At 47.5% G+C, this 20100-nt stretch carries 14 protein-coding genes; 7 read left to right on the top strand and 7 right to left on the bottom strand.

Annotation, left to right across the window (positions count from 1 at the left end):
• Positions 1–56: 56 nt before the first annotated feature.
• Both GOM71_RS13090 and GOM71_RS13085 read right to left on the bottom strand, forming a co-directional pair.
• Entirely contained in the window at positions 57–869 is an 813-nt protein-coding gene (locus tag GOM71_RS13090; RefSeq protein WP_156281792.1) for a transporter substrate-binding domain-containing protein, read from the bottom strand.
• Between the two features lie 462 nt (positions 870–1331).
• On the bottom strand, positions 1332–2354 hold the full coding sequence (locus GOM71_RS13085) for an NADH:flavin oxidoreductase/NADH oxidase (protein ID WP_156281732.1): 1023 nt from the start codon (positions 2352–2354) through the stop codon (positions 1332–1334).
• 309 nt (positions 2355–2663) lie between these two features.
• On the opposite strand from GOM71_RS13085, the gene GOM71_RS13080 reads away from it, so the two are divergent.
• The 4 genes from GOM71_RS13080 to GOM71_RS13065 all read left to right on the top strand — a co-directional run bounded on the left by GOM71_RS13080 (position 2664) and on the right by GOM71_RS13065 (position 4719).
• A complete protein-coding gene (locus GOM71_RS13080; protein ID WP_156281730.1) occupies positions 2664–3086 on the top strand; it encodes a hypothetical protein in 423 nt (140 codons plus the stop codon).
• Between the two features lie 148 nt (positions 3087–3234).
• Complete coding sequence (locus GOM71_RS13075) at positions 3235–3711, top strand: DUF2975 domain-containing protein (RefSeq protein ID WP_156281728.1); 477 nt, start codon at positions 3235–3237, stop codon at positions 3709–3711.
• Between the two features lie 10 nt (positions 3712–3721).
• A complete protein-coding gene (locus tag GOM71_RS13070; RefSeq protein WP_156281726.1) occupies positions 3722–3943 on the top strand; it encodes a helix-turn-helix domain-containing protein in 222 nt (73 codons plus the stop codon).
• Positions 3943–4719, top strand: coding sequence for a DUF817 domain-containing protein (locus GOM71_RS13065; RefSeq protein WP_156281724.1), 777 nt, complete (start codon positions 3943–3945; stop codon positions 4717–4719). Before GOM71_RS13070 ends, GOM71_RS13065 begins: the two co-directional genes overlap by 1 nt.
• Positions 4720–4783: 64 nt before the next feature.
• Here GOM71_RS13065 and GOM71_RS13060 read toward each other — a convergent pair whose 3' ends face one another.
• Both GOM71_RS13060 and GOM71_RS13055 read right to left on the bottom strand, forming a co-directional pair.
• Complete coding sequence (locus GOM71_RS13060; RefSeq protein WP_173275573.1) at positions 4784–9358, bottom strand: nSTAND1 domain-containing NTPase; 4575 nt, start codon at positions 9356–9358, stop codon at positions 4784–4786.
• Between the two features lie 31 nt (positions 9359–9389).
• On the bottom strand, positions 9390–9851 hold the full coding sequence (locus tag GOM71_RS13055; RefSeq protein WP_156281720.1) for a DUF6985 domain-containing protein: 462 nt from the start codon (positions 9849–9851) through the stop codon (positions 9390–9392).
• Positions 9852–10034: 183 nt separating this feature from the next.
• Here GOM71_RS13055 and GOM71_RS13050 point away from each other — a divergent pair, with 183 nt between their 5' ends.
• Together GOM71_RS13050 and GOM71_RS13045 are read left to right on the top strand one after the other, a co-directional pair.
• A complete protein-coding gene (locus GOM71_RS13050) occupies positions 10035–11561 on the top strand; it encodes an ABC transporter substrate-binding protein/permease (RefSeq protein ID WP_253944824.1) in 1527 nt (508 codons plus the stop codon).
• Positions 11554–12276: an amino acid ABC transporter ATP-binding protein gene (locus GOM71_RS13045; RefSeq protein ID WP_367649588.1), complete on the top strand. Its 723-nt coding sequence runs from the start codon at positions 11554–11556 to the stop codon at positions 12274–12276. The genes GOM71_RS13050 and GOM71_RS13045 overlap by 8 nt, the downstream gene beginning before the upstream one ends.
• A gap of 72 nt (positions 12277–12348) precedes the next feature.
• On the opposite strand, the gene GOM71_RS13040 is transcribed toward GOM71_RS13045, so the two are convergent.
• Complete coding sequence (locus tag GOM71_RS13040; RefSeq protein ID WP_156281716.1) at positions 12349–12933, bottom strand: TetR/AcrR family transcriptional regulator; 585 nt, start codon at positions 12931–12933, stop codon at positions 12349–12351.
• Between the two features lie 204 nt (positions 12934–13137).
• On the opposite strand from GOM71_RS13040, the gene GOM71_RS13035 reads away from it, so the two are divergent.
• On the top strand, positions 13138–14631 hold the full coding sequence (locus tag GOM71_RS13035; RefSeq protein WP_156281714.1) for a DHA2 family efflux MFS transporter permease subunit: 1494 nt from the start codon (positions 13138–13140) through the stop codon (positions 14629–14631).
• Between the two features lie 195 nt (positions 14632–14826).
• Here the strand turns inward: GOM71_RS13035 and GOM71_RS13030 are convergent, their stop codons facing one another.
• Positions 14827–19626, bottom strand: coding sequence for an AAA family ATPase (locus GOM71_RS13030; protein WP_156281712.1), 4800 nt, complete (start codon positions 19624–19626; stop codon positions 14827–14829).
• A gap of 126 nt (positions 19627–19752) precedes the next feature.
• Positions 19753–19965, bottom strand: a complete 213-nt coding sequence (locus tag GOM71_RS23895; protein ID WP_173275570.1) for a hypothetical protein — start codon at positions 19963–19965, stop codon at positions 19753–19755.
• Positions 19966–20100 lie beyond the last annotated feature (135 nt).

The following is a 20100-nucleotide window of genomic DNA, read 5'->3' as shown; positions in this document are numbered from 1 at the left end:
CTCCTCCCGTTTTTCGTTTCCATTCCGGCAGCCATTCGACCGGCTGCTTCTAGCGTCTATTTGGAAAAATCCAGTCCGAGCCATTCTTCACTCAACTTTTTAAGCGTGCCGTCCGCCTTCAGTTCTTTAATCGTTTGGTCCACCGCATCCGCCAGCTTTTTCGATTCCGGATCGTCCTTGCGGAATACATACTGAATATGGCCTTCGTTCAGCGCATCGCCGACCGTCTTCAGCTTCCCTTGCGGATCTTTAATCGGAAGCAGGAAATCCGCGCCTAGCGTTGCGTCTACGCGGCCCGAAGAAACTTGCTGCACTTCGTCGTTTGCGTCATCCTGCTGGTACACGATTTTGATGGCGTCATTATGATCCTTATTATAGTTTTCAAGAATTTGTGCTTGTGCGCTTGTCGGTCCGATCAGCACCTTTTTCCCTTTCAAATCATCCAGTGACTTAATCGGGTCATTGTTGGACGAAGCGACAATAATTTTATTTCTCCAGTAAGCGTAAGGCTCTTGGTTAAAATAAAACTTTTGCTCTCTCTCCGGATTTTTCTCGAACAGGTGTGCGGCAAGATCGATTTTTCCCGCTTCCAGACTGAGCAAAATATTCGAGAAGTCAAATGTTTGGAACTCGAATTCATACTCTTCCAAGCGCCTGTCAATCTCGCGGATGACCTCAACGTCGTAGCCTGTCAGCTTTCCGTCCTTATCCAGGAACGCGACTTGCTCGAAATCGCTGCCTGTACCTACGATCACTTTCTTAACATCCTTGCTGGATGCTCCATTCGCCCCTGTCGAAGCTTCCTTCTCCCCTCCGTTGCCGCAAGCAGTAACGAGGAGCGTTAAAATAAAAATAGATGCAATACTCATTTTTTTGTTCAAATTAATCAAGACCTCCGTTTGTTCACTATTAAACTCATAATTCCTAGCGGTTAAGTTAGGATTAAGAATTGAGTTTACTTTAGCATCTGTTTTACTTTCAGTCAATTACTTCCATAATAGATAAATTTTATAAGTATATAGTGTTTTCAATACAAACGCTTCCAACATCGATTTAAAAGGGAGCTATACGAATTTCGTATCTAGAGGAATACTTCATGAAACGAGGAATGGGGAAGAGAAAATCCGCCTAATAAAAAAGAGACCTCCAATCTTATCGAAAGATTAGAAGTCTCCGGTGTTCCGGCGAACTTGTATAGCCGGGACCGCACGCATAAATCGATGCGATCGCCGGATATTGCTATCACTTGCTTCTGATTGCATATATTACCATTAGTTTCTTTTTATTGTCAATCGAAATTATATACGCAAATCGTTGCTTGTCTGTTCCGCTTAAAACGCTCTCGAATATGGTTTAGGAATCGCCGTTTCTTTCTTCAGCTTCACTGCGGCATCCAGCGCCCAATATGGATTTCTTAACAGCTCTCTTCCGATTGCTGCAAGATCCGCATCCTCGTTGCCGATCACAGCATTTGCTAAAACTGGATCTTCGAGTCTGCCTACGGCTATGACCGGAACATCAAGCGCTTGCTTGATTTCGCGAGCGAGCGGCACCTGATACCCAGCATGACTTCCTGGTCCGCCGTCTGCCGGAAAATGTCCTTCGCCGCCCGAAGAAACATCAAACAGATCCACGCCTGCTTGCTGATATTGTCTAGCGAAGACTAAGCTTTCTTCAATTCCATAGCCGCCTTCAACGTATTCTTTCGCGGAAATGCGCATCATTAGCGGCATATCCTCAGGCATTTCCGCTTTCACCGCTTCAATAACCTCCCGGCCAAATTTGGTGAGGTCCTTTCCGTACTCATCTTCCCTTTTGTTGGTTAGCGGCGAATGGAATTGATGAAGCAAGTATCCATGGGCGCCATGAAGTTCAATCGCATCAAACCCCGCTTTGACAGCTCGCGCCGCTGCGCTGCGGAATTTTTCAACCAGACTTTTTACTTCTTCCGTTGAAAGCGCTCTTGGCTGCTTGTATTGATTGCTAAAGGCGATGGACGATGGAGCCACAGGCACTTCTGCATCCTCCGCCTTGCGTCCGGCATGGGCAATTTGAATGCCTACTTTTGCGCCATAGCTATGGCAGGCGTCTACAATTTTTTTCAATGGAGCAATTTGCTCATCCGACCATAAGCCAAGATCGAAGTTGGATATGCGTCCGTCCGGCTCTACGTCCGTCATTTCGATAATAATAAATCCAGTCCCGCCGATTGCGCGGCTAACGTAATGCAAATAATGCCAATCGGCAGCTATGCCGTCCTGATTTGCAACCGAGTATTGGCACATCGGAGACATCACGATCCGGTTTTTCAGTTCCAAACCTTTTATTTTAAAAGGGCTAAACAGATCTTTCATGCAGAAAGACTCCTTTCGATTTTAAAAATTTATTGCATGCGCAACTCGTGCATTTAAATTGCATGCGCATGCATATATCCGCTCCAGCTCGTCGTTTATTCTCGACTGGATATGGGTCAAGGACAGCCATAGCTCCAGCAGCTCATTTCCATTATGTTTTCCCATTGAATTCACCTGATCTATTGTAAGGTAGAAGTAAATTTGCAGTGTTGTGTTAGGCTCATTTTATCAAGGTTCAGTTGAAGGGTCAAAATAAATTACGCGTGTAACCTTTGAGACATCACTTCCGTCTATTTTGAAGAATTTCAATTGATTACTAAGGCGGGAATTGAAAATGAACAAATATTTCAGACCCATTCTAATTATCGTTGTCCTAACTTGCCCTTGCGTTATGAACTTATAAAGGCAAAATCGTATTCGGATATTATCGATCAGGCAACTGACACTAATTTTGCAGAATCAATTACTGATGATTTTATAACGGCATCAGACAAGCTCATAAGCAGATATAACGAAAATCAATCTTTCAATGACGCGGATTATAATGTGTACAAACAGTTATTAATGTTTATCTCTAAAACACAAGGCCTCTTAACTGATACATATTACAAACATGAGGCCAACCCGCATAAAGAACATCAAGTCGAATTAAAGCCAAAACTAAGCGATCGGCAGAAACTGTTCGAGCTTCAAAAAGATATCAAAAACTTCTTAGAAAATTTGGGTATCTAGCTGCTTAAAAGCATTGCCAGCCTGGCTTACAACTATTTACACTATCTTTCAAAACAATCTATATTGATCTTAAAACAATTAAAATTTATTGCAAAACGATAAATCATATGATAAATTCATATTGACACTAACGAAGTGAGGTGCTTCAATGGAACGCGGAACAACACTCTTTCTAAAGCTGACTGTCATTCTGATGGCGATCCCGGTTGTGGCATTATGCGTAATTGGGCTGCCTTCGATTGCCAAAGAAGGCGCAGCATACTTTTCGGGCTATTTGTTTTATCCGGCTTTGATATGCCTGTATGCATCAGCGATCCCCTATTTCATCGCTTTGTATCAATCGTGGAAACTGCTAAGCTACATCGATAACAATATCGCCTTCTCGGATCTCTCCGTCAGCGCTTTAAAGAAGATCAAGCTTTGCGCGATTACAATCAGCGCTTTATTTGCGGCGTGCTCACCGGTCTTCTACATCATGGCGGAGAATGACGATGCCCCGGGTCTTTTAGCAATCGTACTGGTTATTGTTTTTGCTTCTATGGTCATTGCCTTCTTTGCTGCTGTGCTCCAAAGGCTATTGAAACAAGCCATAGAAATTAAAACAGAAAATGACTTAACGGTCTGAGGTGAATGATATGGCGATTATTATTAATATTGACGTCATGCTGGCTAAGCGGAAAATGAGCGTTACCGAGCTGACGGAGAAGGTTGGCATAACGATGGCTAATCTATCCATATTGAAAAACGGAAAGGCGAAAGCCGTCCGTCTATCGACTTTAGATGCGATTTGCAAAGCTTTAGATTGCCAGCCCGGAGATATTCTGGAATACAAGCTGGACGAAGACGGTCCGCAATAATGAAATCCGTCATTCAACTGCTTCACTTCGGCTATCATCAGGCGATGAGCTGCATCTTTCCTGTCGCCATCTTTGGCACTTTAGCTCTTTCAAGCGCAATTGAAATACCGTTCATTTACCGGTATGACGCCATTCTGCTCATCCTGCTTGCCGTACAGTACCTCATGTACCGATGCGGGTTAGAGACGATCGATGAAATTAAAGTCATCTGCGTGTTTCATATCATCGGCTTGCTGCTGGAAATTTATAAAGTCAGCATGGGCTCATGGGCATACCCGGAGCCCGGTTATACGAAGGTGCTCGGCGTCCCGCTGTACAGCGGATTTATGTACGCAAGCGTAGCGAGCTTTATGTGCCAAATATGGCGAAGGCTGCGGATGGATATGACAGGCTGGCCGGGGCTTGTTCCTGCGGGGCTGCTGGGAGGCGCCATTTATTTGAACTTCTTCACCCACCACTTCATTCCTGATTTTCGCTGGTGGCTGAAAGCGCTTGTGCTTATCGTCTTCTGGAGAACGTGGATCATCTATCGGGTTCGGGGTACTACTTATCGAATGCCTTTGACGCTTGCTTTTTTCATTGTCGGTTTTTTTATATGGCTGGCCGAAAATATAGCTACGTTTTTCAACGCCTGGAAATATCCAGACCAGCATCAGGCCTGGCAGCTGGTTGGCTTCAGCAAGATCAGCTCATGGTTTCTTCTGGTCATCATTAGCGTCATTATTGTCGCTCAGCTCAAGCATGTAAAGGCCGGACGGATCGAACAGGCCCGATAAACAAAGCAGAAGGGTCCGCAGATGGTGATAACCGATCTGCGGACCCTTTCTGGCTGCCTGACATTTAATATCGCGCTGCAATTTGTTCAAATTCTTCACGTGATAATTTTTGCTTCTCTACCTGGCGCTTCAACAGCAGCAAATATTCCTTGTCATCTTCATCGTCAATGGAAGCAATCCATTGTTCAAATTGGTCATACCTGGACTGTTGAGCCGGCTTTATCGAGCTGATAAGCATGCCGATCTGCTCCGTTCCTCCCCGTTCGCCGTCTTCCAGATGAGCAAAGATTGCAAGCGTATATTGAAGCAGCATTTTATCGCCCATAACCGCTTTTAGAATCTGCTTAATTAGCATTGTATCCGGCATTTCGGCAACGATTCTCATGTAAAACTTTCGATGATCGGCGTGATAGGCTAGCAGCGGTTCCAGCGCTTGCAGAAAGGCGAGGCGAGCCGCCGGCTCAATCGTTTCCCATACGCCAAAAAGCAGGAAGCGAAACTCCGATTTCCCTGAAAACGCGCGAACCTTCTCCATCCATTGTTCATAGGTGAATCGGTTAACGATATGCTGACCATAGGCATAAAAAATGCCCTGACGCAGCCGTGCATTTTCAATATGACGCGTTACCGTTGTTTCTCCCTCTTTTAACATTTCAAACTGAATTTTTGCGATCGCTTCCTGCGGTTGATTACACGCTGTCGCATACCGTAAGCTAGCTCCCAGATCGCCTTGCTGAAAATAGGCGAGCACCATTTCCGATTCCAATTGATCCGCCAGAGCAAACCGCAGCGTTGAGCCGCTTCGGTTAAATTTATTGCCTCTTAGAGCAGCGATAAGCTTTTGTGCGGCAGAAACTTCAAATTGGATTAAATAGGCTTTCGCCACAAGATAGATCGCGGCCGCTTTATAATCCGAAAGCGACAATCGAACGGCAAGCGCCCTTGCCCGCTCCAGGTCTCCCGATTGGATAAAGTACTGCACAATTTTGTACAAATATTTCATCCGCATTTCTAAAGCGTGCAACTCCGCAGTGTTCAGACGGCTATCGTCATAGCTTTCTCTATACTGGAACACTTTCAGCACCTTCGTTGAATTTCGGATAACGCTTAATCCCAATTCGATATTTCCTTGTAAAAACAGCTGGTATCCATATTGAGAGATTTGGGAAATGGGATCCTTCGATTGACTGCTCAAAGCGCTGACCTGTTCCCGAGCTTCCTTCTCCGTAACCGGAACGGCCTCCGCCATTTCAATTTTTTCATTAGGCACGATGTCGCTCTGTATATCAAGATATGGCGCCAATGAATCGGCAAACGCAGGAAGCTTGGACAGGTCGTCCATTCCGCCTCTTGCCTTCGCCTGAAAAGCTTCCAATGTATCATCGTTAATGTCTTGATAATTCAGAAGCGCAACAGCCTTTCCTGTCGCGGACGGCGTTTGCAGAAATACCTCTTCTTCCACATTGTCTTCCAAGGAAAGGTCTGGAGGCGCGATTAAATCTCGCGACAGCCGGTACTTTAGTATCCTCAAGAAATGGTTCGGCACCTTTCTGATTTCCTCATGCGCTCTGCTGCTTGCCGCTCTGCATAAGGAAAAATACTGGCGCCCATAGGCCAACTGCGCGATCCGATTCAAATAATACGGGCGTGCAATCTCATAGCTCACAGAACCGCTGGATGTGCCGACAAAAAAGACGTGGCTCTTGTCTTGCGATAAATACATATTGGGCAGACGATCCGCCCAATAAAACGCTTCATCCAACAGATTTTTAATCAGACTGCCTTCGACCTGCCGTTCATGAAGCAATTCCATTATTCCGCGCAAAAATGCCGTAATGACCGGTACGGACGGCTTCGCATTCATTGCAAACGAATAAGCCAGCTTGGCCGTCTCCGTGCAGCCTTGCATCAACAAATCCGCTATGATGTCGCATAAATATTCATAACGCGCTCCGTCATAACGCAAGTTCCGCAACAGCGCGGCAAATTGTTTTCGAGCGCTTACGGTCCATACGGTCGTTTGCTCCATCATTGCCGCGCATTGCGGCTCAGGGACAAGAATGCGCGATAGCAGCGGACCGCTGTCTGCTCCGCTCTCCTCCAGCGCAAACACGAATTGGCTCAAATCGGCTAAGTCATAGAAGTCCAGCAGATTCACTTCCGTGCCTCGGGGAATTTGCCTGTCCAAAGCGATGATCAGCTCGGAAGCCTCCTCCGGCGAAGCAAGCGCTCTCCGAATCGCTTCCATGTACACCTGAATCCGGCTGGCAACCGACAGTCCATTTACCGTATCCGCCAGAACTCGCTCGGACAGCGGAAGGGATGCGAGAATATCCTCAATTTTCCCCTCAACGCGTTCATGCAGCGCGAGTACATGAAATGCCATATCAAGCGCTGCAGCCTCATCCATTAGCAGATACGTCCGGATCATTTCCAGGCTATACTTGATAGATACCTTATCGATTTGTTCATTGCTGAAAGATTTGTCTTGAATGAATGCTTTCAGCGTTTCTGCATCCGTTAATTCGTATAAATGCAAATGCGCATAGCGAAACGCATAAGTCGCAAGCGGTCCTTCATAACGCGTGAAGTTGTGCCACTGTTTACAAACCGCTATGATTCGCAGCTGCATTTCCAGACAGCGGTTCGAATAAGTCGCCTTCATATAGGTGCGGAAGGAGTCGTGGAACAATTGAAAATGTCCGGCATATTCATCGCTTTCCACCAGATACGCGCTTAAGCGCCGGATACACTGCTGCGCCGATTCATAGGAAATCTCCAGCATAGGATGAAGCATTTCCGGGCTGACAACATCCTTCAAACTCGCAATCAGAATCAAACTGTCAACTAGCGGCAGCTCTTTCGCTTCCAATGACAACTGGCTGACAATGCCCTCGTAAAATTCCTCGATCTTCTTCTTCGGCAGCTGTTCAACCGTCTGCTCGTCCCACGGCTTTTCCTCAAGCGTCAAGCAAAACAGTTTGATATATAGCGGATTGCCCTCCGACTTGTCCATGATTCGATCGATAAGCGGATCTTCACGGCTAAGCTCATATTTGTTGATCGTTCCGTACAGCATCGAACGCAAGTAAGCCTTGTTTAAGCCTTCCAGCTTCAACAGCTTTCGCTTCGTAATTTCCAGTGCGTAATAAAACGACTGAGACGCAATGCTCTGGCGGGCTCCATATACAAAAATAATATTGGCGATCGTTTCCGCAAACAATAGATCGCCCAGATTGTTATGAAGATGGATCTCTTCAAATTCATCGATGCCGTCGATAATGATGACGCATTTTTTCTGCTGCTTCGCAAGCGACGCCGAAACGAACAACAGCCTCGTTTGCAGCAGCTGGACTTGCTCCCCTAACGTAGGGCCGGCGTTTATTTTGGTATGGAAAATTTCCTCGATTTGAGCATTCAGCTGATGGACGAAGCAGCTGTAGTCGGCGAGGCGCGTTCCGCTTCGCACAAAGTAAGGAATGCAATAAAGAGACTCTTCCTTGCTCAGCCTAACGGAAGCAGCTGCCAGCAACGCCGACTTTCCGATTCCCGCAATTCCCGTCACATAATAAAAACCGTTATTATGGTTCTCAATATAGGCATAGAGCTCTTCGAGCTCTTCTTTCCGTCCATGAAAGTTTGACGTTAGCTCTTGAATTCGTTCATTAAAAATCGAGCTCTTAAACCTCTTCCAGTTGTCATAGTCAATGACCGACAGGAAATCATGATAGATCGAGTCCGTATGGATATGTTCGGCATAAGGGTAGTTTAGGTACGATATTTTGGATTCGTGATACTTCTTCAAATCATTGAAAAAGATGAGATGATACTCCGGCTCATCCTGCTTCTGCTTCGTATAGAGCAGCGGGAAAAGCGAGTAAGCCCCGCCCTCTTTCGTCGCAATATACGGATGATACGGAATCAACGTCATATCCATTGGGTTCGCTTCCGCGCCAAATATCGCATTGCCTTCTGCATCGGCCGCTGCAATTTTCGTTTCATGGAGCCATTGTTCTTCCAACCAGCTTGTTAAAATTTGCTCAAGCTTCGCAATATCCTTTAAACACTCTTCATCATTTGGCGTAGCCCCGTGCGCATATTGATTTCGGGTGCCGATGACCGCTTGAACCGTATTTTCCCATTCAATAAAAGTATCGAGGAACGATGGCACGATATAGGGATTCAGGAACAACGGATGCCCCTCTTTTATTTGCTTGACCATCAAGGTCTTCAAAAAGCCATGCAGTTTTTTGCGTGCCGTCCCCTTCCGAATGACATAATACTGCTCATGCTTTTCGTAAATATCGGCTAGTCCCTGCTTCTGATCCGCGCTTAAAGCTGCTTGCATCAAATGCTCGTACTGCTGCTCCGTTAAAAAGTTAAACAGGAGATCATCCGCAATGACCCGGCTAAATTCATGCCAATGTCCAAGAGAAGGGGTTCGCAGGCAGCCCGCTATTAAACTTTTAATATCGTCCGATAGTGCTTTGCGATGCAAAAAATTCGAAACCAAAACGACCGTGTGCGTCTTAATGATCGTCTCAAGCAAGTCAATAAGCCGGTGAACCTTGCGGAACGGCTCCGATTCGCTCTCATATAAAGCAATCATTTGATTAATATGAATATGACCCGTTTTCAATAGCTTACCCCTATGAATGTTCTTATTTATTTTACGCATAATTCCAATTCTTCTTTACCGCATAATCGCCCCAAGGATTTTCTCCATAGTACGGACCAACATATAACACTTCATTTTCTCTTACAATCCACTCCATGCCATGTTCGATTTCCCACTCACAATTTAATTCCAAATCAAGCACGGGAATATCCCTTCCTTCTGGATCTGGAACACACAACATAATAGGCTCTATTTTAGAAAGGACATCCATTGGTTTGAGAAAAACGAGTTGCTCCTCCCCTACCTCCTCAAGAAATTCATTGCAATATCGAATGGAGGCTTCGCAAAGTTTTACAATGACTGACTCACTCAACGAATTTATATATGTAACACATTGCTCGACATAACTGATTCCTACATTATCTTCCACCGTAAATCGTATATCCCTTTTGAACAATTCAAAATAAAATTCACCTTCAATAGAATTTCCTGTTTGGATGATGTTTTTTAACAACGATAATAACCTCCTTTTGCTTCTGCCTAGTTCGCTCGTAATAAGGAAAATATATCCTTTAGTATAACATAGGACAAAAGCATTATCCGCAGAAGGAAACATTTCCCCATTGAGAAATCGGTTGGATTTGGGTATGCTAAGATGCGCATATTTTACACTTTATAAGGAAGAGGACAACTAGAGATGCACAAATGGTTCAAATGGGCGCTCTCGTCGCTCGCTGCGCTCCTGATCCTGCTTGGCATTGCGAATGGAACAGGCACAAGCCTGCTTTCAGCCTGGACCGGTCAGACCGGTATCGCAATTGCTGCTGGCGAAGGCGGCGCAGAATCAATAGGCGGCGGGAAGACGATTGTGATGGGGACATCGCCCGACTACCCCCCTTATGAAAATACGGATGCGAAGAACGGCGGAAAGATCGTCGGGATTGACATCGATATCGCACGAGCCATAGCGGATAAGCTCGGCTATAAGCTGGAGATATCAGGCATGGATTTTAACGGCTTGGTTGCCGCCTTGCAGACACAACGGGTCGATTTCGTCATGTCGTCGATGTCGATTACCGATGAGCGCAAGCAAAGCATCGATTTCACAGAGCCTTATTATGCAGCCCGCAATACGATCGTAGCCAAGAAAGACAGCGGCCTTGAGACGATGGAGCAGCTTGAAGGCAAGCATGTCGGCGTTCAGTTGGGCTCCACACAAGAGGCAGCGGTCGAAGGGCTGCAAAGCAGCTCCAAGATTACGAAGCTCGACAAAATTCCGAATCTTATTCAAGAGATCAAATCGGGCCGCATGGACGCTGCAATCGTCGAGGATGCCGTCGCTTGGGGCTATACGGACGCCAATCCGGATCTGCAATTCACGCTCCTCGAAGCGAGTCCCGACGATCAAGGGTTAGGCATTGCCTTCCCGAAAGGCTCCGAGCTGACCGAACAGTTCAATGCCGAGCTGCAGAAGATGAAGGAAAGCGGCGAGCTGCAAGCGATCATCGACAAATGGTTCGGCGCTATGTCTACCGGCGGCGGAGCGGATAGCGGCCGGTCGAAGTCCGGTCTTGATTTTAGCGTGCTGGATGGCTATATGGGCTATATCTTCCGCGGCATCTTCGTGACGCTGCTGTTCACGCTCGTATCGGCTTTATTCGGCTTTATCTGGGGCGGCATTCTGTCCCTGTTTAAAATTTCAAACATCGCGCCGCTGCGCTGGTTCGCGACCGTCTACACCTCGGTGTTCCGCGGTACGCCGCTCCTGCTGCAGCTGCTCTTGATTTATTACGCTACGCCGCAGCTGTTCAACTATGATATCCCGGCGCTGCTCGCAGCAGGCCTTGCCTTCGGCTTGAACTCGGCCGCCTACTTGTCCGAGACGATCCGCGGCGGCATTATGGCTGTCGACAAAGGCCAGCGTGAAGCTGCCTTGTCGCTAGGCATTCCGTACAAAACGATGATGATCCGCATCATCCTGCCGCAAGCGATCAAGAACATTCTGCCTGCCCTCGTCAACGAATGCGTAGCGCTCGTGAAGGAATCCTCGCTCGTATCGGTCATCGGCGTCGCCGATCTGATGCGCCGGGCAAGCGTTGTCCAAGCGAACACGTTCAAAGCGTTCGAGGCGCTGCTCATTGTCGGCGCCATCTACTATGTGCTTGTTCTGCTGCTGACCTCGCTGGCTGGACTGCTCGAAAGGAGGATGCGTCGCAGTGATTAAAGTTGAACACTTAAACAAATCATTCGGCAAGCTGGACGTTTTGCATGACATATCGACAACGGTCGAGCGCGGCGAGGTTGTCGCGATTATCGGTCCATCGGGCTCCGGGAAGTCCACCTTCCTGCGCTGCCTCAACCTGCTGGAGGTGCCGACGAGCGGCACGATTACAATCGACGGCACGGAGCTGACTCATCCGAAGACGGATATGATGCAGGTCCGCCAGCGGATAGGCATGGTGTTCCAGCATTTTCACCTGTTCCCGCATATGACGGTCATCGACAACATTACGTTTGCTCCGATGCAGGTGAAAGGCCTCTCCAAGGAAGCGGCGCGCGCCAAAGGCTTGCAGCTGCTTGAGCGTGTCGGCCTTGCGGCGAAAGCCGATGTGTATCCGTCCAAGCTGTCCGGCGGCCAGAAACAGCGTGTCGCCATTGCACGGTCGCTTGCTATGGACCCGGAGATTATGCTGTTCGACGAGCCTACATCGGCGCTTGACCCGGAGATGGTTAAAGAGGTGCTCGCGGTTATCCGTGACCTCGCCTCCTCCGGCATGACGATGCTGATTGTGACGCACGAGATGAAGTTCGCCCGCGAAGCAGCGGACACAATCTATTTCCTGGACGGCGGCCGCTTGATCGAGCGCGCTGCTCCGGAAGCCTTCTTCGCCAGCCCGCAGAGCGAGCGCGCCGCGCGCTTCCTCGAGCAGGTGCTGTAAATAGCAAAAGCGGTTTCCCAGATCGTTCAAGGGGAACCGCTTTTTTTTACAAGGACAGAAGATGGCATACGCTCATACCTGGTGCGATCGCAATAGTGAAAATTGTTGCGCTAAGTATTCAGGCGTGTAGGGCATGTCGTGCCGGAGCCAAGACACAATCGTGCCAATCAATGCTGCAGAACTGTACCATATAAAAATGTCTTTCTGAATGCCTGCTCTTGAGATCGAGGTTTCTTTTTCATGCTCAAGTTTTTGCAAAATGGTTTCCGACATCATTTTGAGCAAACGCTCCGTAAAAATTGGCGTCCGTCTCGAGCCTAACACCACTTTATAAAATTTGGCGTTTTGCGCAATGTGTTCAAGAATGCCGACCATAATCCGATAATCGACTCTTTCCGTCGCGTTTGGCTGCATCATGCTGCTGTCCAATGCAGTGCGGATCTCCTCGCTCATCTCATCCGCCAGCTTCTCCAGCATATCCGGAATATCCCGATAATGCAGATAGAAGGTTACCCGATTAACGGTTGCCCGTTCTGCGATACGATTAACCGTTATTTTCTCAATATCCATCTCCTGCAACAGCTCAACAAAAGCATCCTTCAGCAATTGGCGTGTGCGAATGATTCTCGGGTCGATGCGAGGCTTATCCTTATTCATGTCCTTTCAACTCCCAAATTTACAATTCCAACGTTTTTGTCTAATATGTTGCACTTAAACGACAAATCATACGCCGTTAGTTTACTAATTTACATATCCACTTTTATCGTCGCTTGTAACATACAACTTTCTTCATGTAATCTATTTTATACAGTGTTAATTATCTAACACATTGTAAATTAAGTCTAGAGAGAGATGGAGAGGATGAGAAAATTGAGCAATAACAGCAATTCAATTAAAAGAGGACCCATACTGCTTGTTATGATTTTGGGCGCCTTTCTTGCGACGTTGAATCAGACGATCATGAGCGTTGCGACCCCTGAGTTAATGAAGGACTTTGACATTTTAGCCACAACCGCCCAATGGCTGACTACAGGCTATATGCTGGTAAACGGCGTGCTCATTCCGATTACCGCTTATTTCATGCAGCGCTTCAGCACAAGACAGCTATTCCAGGCTTCCATGATTATTTTTCTTGTCGGCACGATTGTTTCGGCTCTTGCTGCGGATTTCCCCGTTTTGTTAACCGGACGATTGATTCAAGCAGCCGGCGCCGGCATTATTATGCCGCTGCTCACTAATGTCATATTGGCGCTGTTCCCTCCGGAAAAAAGAGGCGCCGCCATGGGGATGATGGGACTTGCCATTATTTTCGCCCCTGCGATAGGCCCGACGCTTGCCGGTTACATTCTGGAAAACTACGCATGGGAGACGATGTTTTATGGCATGATTCCGCTCGCCCTCATCGTCATTGCTTGCGGCTTCATTTTTTTGAGAAATGTATCGGAACGGGTTCCAACGAAATTCGATACCCTTAGCGTCGTTCTTTCAACGATTGGTTTCGGCACACTGTTATATGGATTTAGCCGGGCGGGGAGCTTGGGCTGGTCAAACACTGAAGTTATTGTTTCCATTATTGTCGGCATCGCAGCCCTCATCTTGTTTGCATGGCGTCAGTTGATTTCCAGCAATCCATTGCTGGATCTGCGGGCATTCAAATATAATATGTTCTCCTTGACGACGGTCATCAACATTGCGGTAACGATGGTCATGTATGCGGATATGATGCTGCTGCCGCTTTACTTGCAAAGCGCTCGCGGTTATACCGCTTTAGAGTCCGGTTTGCTGATGCTGCCAGGCGCGCTTGTCATGGGTTTTCTGATGCCGGTTACCGGCAAACTGTTCGATCGCTTTGGCGCCAAGTGGCTGTCCGTCATTGGCATGCTTATTACGATCGTTACAACGCTTGGCTTTGTTGACTTAACCGATTCGACCAGCTTCACCTACTTGCTGCTCATGTCCACTGCGCGCCGTATTGGCATGGCGTTGCTTCTGATGCCGATTCAAACCTTAGGCTTGAATCAATTGCCGAAACAACTGAGCGCGCATGGCACAGCCATCTCGAATACGATCCGGCAAGTTGCCGGCGCTGTGGGCACCTCGCTGCTCGTAACCGTGATGACCGACCGGACGAAAACGCATATGCAGGATATCATGGCGTCCGGCGGAATAGCGGGCGCTACGAAGGAGCAATTGATCGCGGAAGCAAGCATACAGGGAATCAACGACGCCTATTTCGTTATTGTCGGAATCGGTGTCATCGGCTTGGTGCTCACGTTCTTCCTCAAACGTGTCAAACAACCGTCCGAGGCGCCGGCCGCGGCCGAATTGAAACAGCCTGTCCCGAAAAGAGCTTAATATGATCAGCCGAACCGGGGCTGTCTCAATCGTCATTAAATTGATGATGAGACGGCCTCTTTTTTATTCAGGTGAAACAGCAGCCTCCGAATTCGAATGTTCTTCCGATCGCCATTGCTCGTAGATTCCTTGAATGGATGCAGTAAGGAAATAGCGGTGCTGGGATAGCCCCAACACCGCTATTTTATTGAACTCTTATTTGTTGAGCAACTTGACGTAAGGGGCAATTGACTGGTTGAACTGTTCCGTCGTCATTTTCCCATTCGCTGTTCTCCGTGCCCAAATTTCGATTTCACTGCGATCATCCTCGTCCGCTATTGCCGGCAGCCATTCCGCCAAATTATGCAAGGTATGCTGCGGCCCGATCGTTTTCGTTAAAGGAGCTGGAATCGTCAACGACGCTTCGATCGTTTCAATGATTTCTCTGTAATCCAATCGCCCTTCATTGGCAAAACGAGTGTAATACACAATCATAATGAGCATCTCCGTTAACAAGTCGCGGTAATGAGAAACGATCGGCGCCAGCGTAAGCAGAAATTCCAAGGAGTCAACTTCTGGATCATAAGCTCTTTCTAATGAGGAACTGTAAATTTTCCAACTTAAGCTGCCTGACATCCCGGATTGCGCAACGTTTTGCAAAAATTCCAAGACGGTTCCCTTTTGCATATATTTGAATATGCAATCGATTAGCTGTCCCGGACCAAGCGTCAAATGCTCCGTTTGAATAAACCAAATCAATTCATCCCATCTCTTCGCTTGCGCCAGTTGCTCAATCCATTGGACTGTAAAATGCCTTTTGTACAAGTAGTCTTCTGCATCATGCTCATGCAATTGAAGCAGCGGAGCAGACAGCTTAACCAAATCAAATGCCCGTTCTTTATGACCCTTCCGATATAAAACGGCTGAGAGATCCAGAAGCGCGCCTGCCTTGTGATTAAAGTCTGGAATGGCAAGCGCCCGCTCAATGCTTTGATCTACGTCAATGAGCGCTGCCGCGCTGCTCATCTCCTCGTTCGCGTCAAACTCGCTTTCGAGCTCAACTGACGGGATGAACTTTTTGCTGCCAGCCGGAGCATTGCCTGTCTCTATCGTGCTGCGAGCTTTGTTGCGGCACTCCAGATCAGCGATTGTTTCCGTCACCTCTGACGCTTGCTCCATGCGCCCGTTCCGGATCAGTTTTTCAACAAACATAAATTGATATCTGGATCGTTGGTTCACATCCTGCAAATAAGAAATGCGTTCCGTCAACGACGGAATGTGTTCTGCCTTCATCGGTTTGCTTAGCAGCGGTGCTACCGTATCGATCTGCTTGTAATGGTCTTTAACGCGAAGCGCCATAGCGTTAGACTCGGAAGGCTCGCCAATGCTCCACAACAGATTCGAAAACTTCACGTAAAAGTCATCCCTCTGCCAATGATCGCTCATCGTTTCTAAATATTCGGCAGCGACCGCAATCGCTTCCTTAGCTTCCGCACCCTTGCTCTGACTTACAAAACTGTGTGCCGTCTCCAATAGACGCAACAAAAACGATTTATTATCCGACAGCTTATTGTCCTTACGGATAGATGAACTTAGCACCGTTAATGCCTCTTTATTTTTCCCCAGATTGGCATACGCTTCGGACACCGTGCGGATCATAAGACGGAGCTCGTCTTTCCGTTTTCCTTTATCCTTCATCCAATCGAGCCTGGATATAGTTTCACTTAGAACAGCTTCTGCCCGCTCATTCAATCCAAGCTTGATCATCTGGACAATCGTTCTGGTTAGAGGCGGGATACGGAAGCGGATATCCGGGATTTGATCAATCATGCTCAAGCACGAATCGAATTCGCCTGCATCCGCCAAATGAAGCGCAATCCCCCTGACCAGTTCCGATCGCGAGAGGTTCAATTCGTCCATGCCGTTGGCCAATTGAATTGCTTTCTCGTACTGGCCGTGATGAATCAAGGAGCCTGCGATATGGATTAGGCCGACTACGATTAGCTCGTTTTCCGGAACTTCATTTGGTATCCAAGATACGATTTCAATAGCTTCGTTCCATCTCTGAAGCCCGCAGAGCGCTCCGGCCCACCGGTAGGCGATTGTCTGATGCTTATCCCAGTCATTGGGAATTTGCTTGATCGTCAGCATTGCTCCGGAAATGTCGCCATCCTTTATTTTTCGGTTCGCCTCTGCATACAGGCTGTCTTCTTGTTCCTCTTCATCGACGCCGTTCGTATATGCATCACCTCTCCGTCGAGGTCGAGGGCTGCCATCATTTGCATTCCATAAGCCGCTTATGGCTTGCTTCAAATGCGGATGCTCCGTCAGAACGCTGTTCAGCAACGCCTCTGCTTCGCTCCCCTCGTAATGATCGAGCCTGATTCCTTGAACAAATGGACTCGGATCGCTGCCGGCTGCAAGAATGCCCTCCAGGATTGGCACCAGCATGGCAAGCGAACTATATAGGGACCAGCCTAAATTTTCGGCAGCCTTCGCTCGCGTCTCCTCAACCTGACCCAGTATCTTGTCCAGCATTTTCCGTTTCTGATCGTCTGATTGATTAGACACAACGGAAGCCATCAGCTGCAAATAAAGAACCGTTTGCTCGTGATCCTCGTAATTTTTGATTTGCTGCAAAATGACGTCTATGTCTTCGAATCCCGGCCTGTCGATTCGATCCAACAGCATACCGATCCGATTGGAAAGCGCCACATGCAAGGTTCCCAGTTCCGACAACAGACGGATCGCTTTAGCAATTTCTCTGCCTTCATCCTCCATCGTCGCTTGCAAAGCTTGCCGCAGCAGTTGGAAGCTATGATCATACCGCTTGGTCACTTGAATTTGCTTGTTGATGTACTGCCGATTTGTTGCGATCTCATACAAGTCGGACTTCTTGTTCAACTGAAGCAAATGAGTTGAATAATGAAGCAGCGGATAGCGCAGCAGCTCTTCCTCATAAGCTTCAAAGGCGTCCCAATTGGCGCAATAATTGACAAGCTGCAATTGGGCCCAAACCAGCTTTTGCGGCCGATATTGTTTAAGAAAGTCTCTTAAGCTTTCGTGGAATAGCTGGTAATAATATTTCCGTTCCGCATGCTCGGTTAGAATCTCTTGCAGGACATTGAACACAGTGGCAGATAGCACGGTGTCCATGCCCAAGATCCGTTCCATATGGGTTGGCGATAAGTTGTCATTCGCCGCGGCAATCACATACAAGGCGTCAAGAATGGCGGCTCCGTGCTCTTTCATACCGATCCGATCCAAAATATCTTGATAAAAATCTTCGATTTTTTGCGGCAGGCTGTCGATTTGGTTCAGCTTCAGATGCCCGCTGGAAACCGCATCGCACAATAGTTTGAGAAACAGCGGATTGCCTGCGGATTTGACTGCTATGGTATCGATGTATTGCTGGCGGATTTCATATTTATTGGTCACTTCATAGAGGAGAGCCCTAATATCCTCCTGATTCAGCCCTCCAATTTCTTCTTTCCATTTGTGTTCGATCGGCAATAGGCTGTAAAACTTCTGAAACTCGGCTGTGTATCTCGAAGCGTATACAACAATGACATTGGGGTAGGCGGACGTTAATAGCCCCCCTAACCCGTCTAATTCATCCAGACCGTCTATGAAAATGGCCAGCTTCTTTTCTTTCAGCTGCTCGGATACATGCAAAAGCCGCTTATGCAATTGCTCCTGCTTTTCCTCTATCGAAACAGCAGCCGGCCACGATAGAGGGCAAATCCGTTCTAACGCGGCATGAAGATAATCTAACAAATATGAGATTTTGGACTGCGTTCCACGGCGAATGAAATACTTCACAATGTAATACTGTTCGGGATCCGCTAATTGCGTTGCGCGCGCCAGAATCGCGGATTTGCCAAAACCGGGATTGCCAACGATTGCAACATATCCCGCGGTTTTATTCGCAAGATAGGATAACAGGCTGTCGATCTCGGCCTTTCTCCCTTTAAACGTTTCCGTTAACTGATCGATTCTTTCTTTAAACTCCTCCGTCACCTTGCTCCGCCAAGCTTCAATCTGAAAATAGCTTTGAAATATCGGATAAATAGCCTTATCTTTATGATGTCTGGCGCTAGGATAGTTAAGAAAGGCGACCTCATGCTTCTTCTTCAAATCATTAAAGAACGAAATCGACTGCATCGTGTCGCCTTCCAGCCGTTTCGCAACCATAATCGGAAACAAGTTCAAGACTTCTCCAGTCGCCTTGACTAGATATGGAACTCCCTCCACGATTGGCGTATCGCCAGCCGATAAATTGTCCCATACTGGGAGCTTGAAGCTGTTCTCCGCGGAATTCCCCTCAAGCGGTACCGCTTCTATACATGTGCCGTTATTCGCAAATACGGCGATCGTCGTTTCCTTTAGCCACTCCGCATCCAGCCATTTTCTCAAAATAGGCAACAGCGATTGTACATTTTGCTCGCACACATGATCTCCGGGGGTCGCTCCATGGGCATAGTGGTTGCGGGTTGAAATCACCTTGTCTACCTCTTGATTATCCCATTCTCTAAAATAGCTATAAAAATGGCGAATGAAGAACCGGTCGTTGGCAGCATAATTGCCGTGTTCCAATTGCGAGTAAATCTTCCTCATCCAAGACAGATCCGAGGCTGGAATCACATATCGTTCATCAAGCTTTAGGTAGACGCGTTTGAACTTTTCCTTTTGCTCCTTATGCGGCAATGCTCCAAATAAAGATTCCCATTGTTCTTCGGTTATATAATTGAGCGCCAATTCATCGGCAACGGTTCTGCTGAAATCCTGCCACAGCCCTAATGACGGGGTGCGCAGACCATTGGCGAGATAGCCTTTTATCGCATCCGAAATATGCGCATAGTGAAAATAGTTGCCTATAAGCACAGCGGTATGCGTCTTGATGATCGTTTCGAACAAATCGATCATGCGGTGAATTTTTCTAAACGGCTGTTTTTCCTGTTCGAACAAACGAATCATGGCATTAATATGAGGATGACTGGTTAAGCGCAGCTCCAAGCAACTCACTCCTAGACTTCTTCGATTATTTCATTGGTAACGTGATTTCGACACCGTCCAACAAATATCCTACTTTCTTCTTATTATTTGGGGAAATCAGACGGGGGGGGGGGCGGTTGGGCAGTCCTAACAGTCCTTCCCCCTTTTGTCCATCGCAGCGACCTGCTGCTGTCTCGCATCCGAAAAAATAGCGCTGCCCCGCAGCGTTATTTGACCGTACAGGCGCACAATCGAGGAAATAGCACTGTCCCGCAGCGTTATTTCGTCGGAAAACCAGTTTGGGCGGAGATTCTCGAGAATAACGCTGTCCCACAGCGCTATTTGATCGCACAGGCGCACAATCGAGGAAATAGCGCTGCCCCGCAGCGTTATTTCGTCGGAAAAGCGGTTTGGGTATCGTCAGCAATATGTCCAGGATCGCCAATGCGCGAATGGAACGAAGAAAAAAAAAGCCCCCTTCGGGACTTTTCGTAA

This window comes from Paenibacillus sp. NEAU-GSW1, assembly GCF_009737085.1.
In the GTDB taxonomy this organism is placed as follows: Bacteria; Bacillota; Bacilli; order Paenibacillales; family Paenibacillaceae; genus Pristimantibacillus.
The sequence above is the reverse complement of the archived record's forward strand: the minus strand, read 5'-3'. Positions and strand labels throughout refer to the sequence as shown.

Coding starts and splice junctions, on each gene's coding strand:
- GOM71_RS13090 (WP_156281792.1), bottom strand. CDS start 869: ATGAGTATTGCATCTATTTTTATTTTAACGCTCCTCGTTACTGCTTGC.
- GOM71_RS13065 (WP_156281724.1), top strand. CDS start 3,943: ATGAAATCCGTCATTCAACTGCTTCACTTCGGCTATCATCAGGCGATG.
- GOM71_RS13075 (WP_156281728.1), top strand. CDS start 3,235: ATGGAACGCGGAACAACACTCTTTCTAAAGCTGACTGTCATTCTGATG.
- GOM71_RS13050 (WP_253944824.1), top strand. CDS start 10,035: ATGCACAAATGGTTCAAATGGGCGCTCTCGTCGCTCGCTGCGCTCCTG.
- GOM71_RS13040 (WP_156281716.1), bottom strand. CDS start 12,933: ATGAATAAGGATAAGCCTCGCATCGACCCGAGAATCATTCGCACACGC.
- GOM71_RS13085 (WP_156281732.1), bottom strand. CDS start 2,354: ATGAAAGATCTGTTTAGCCCTTTTAAAATAAAAGGTTTGGAACTGAAA.
- GOM71_RS13035 (WP_156281714.1), top strand. CDS start 13,138: ATGAGAAAATTGAGCAATAACAGCAATTCAATTAAAAGAGGACCCATA.
- GOM71_RS13070 (WP_156281726.1), top strand. CDS start 3,722: ATGGCGATTATTATTAATATTGACGTCATGCTGGCTAAGCGGAAAATG.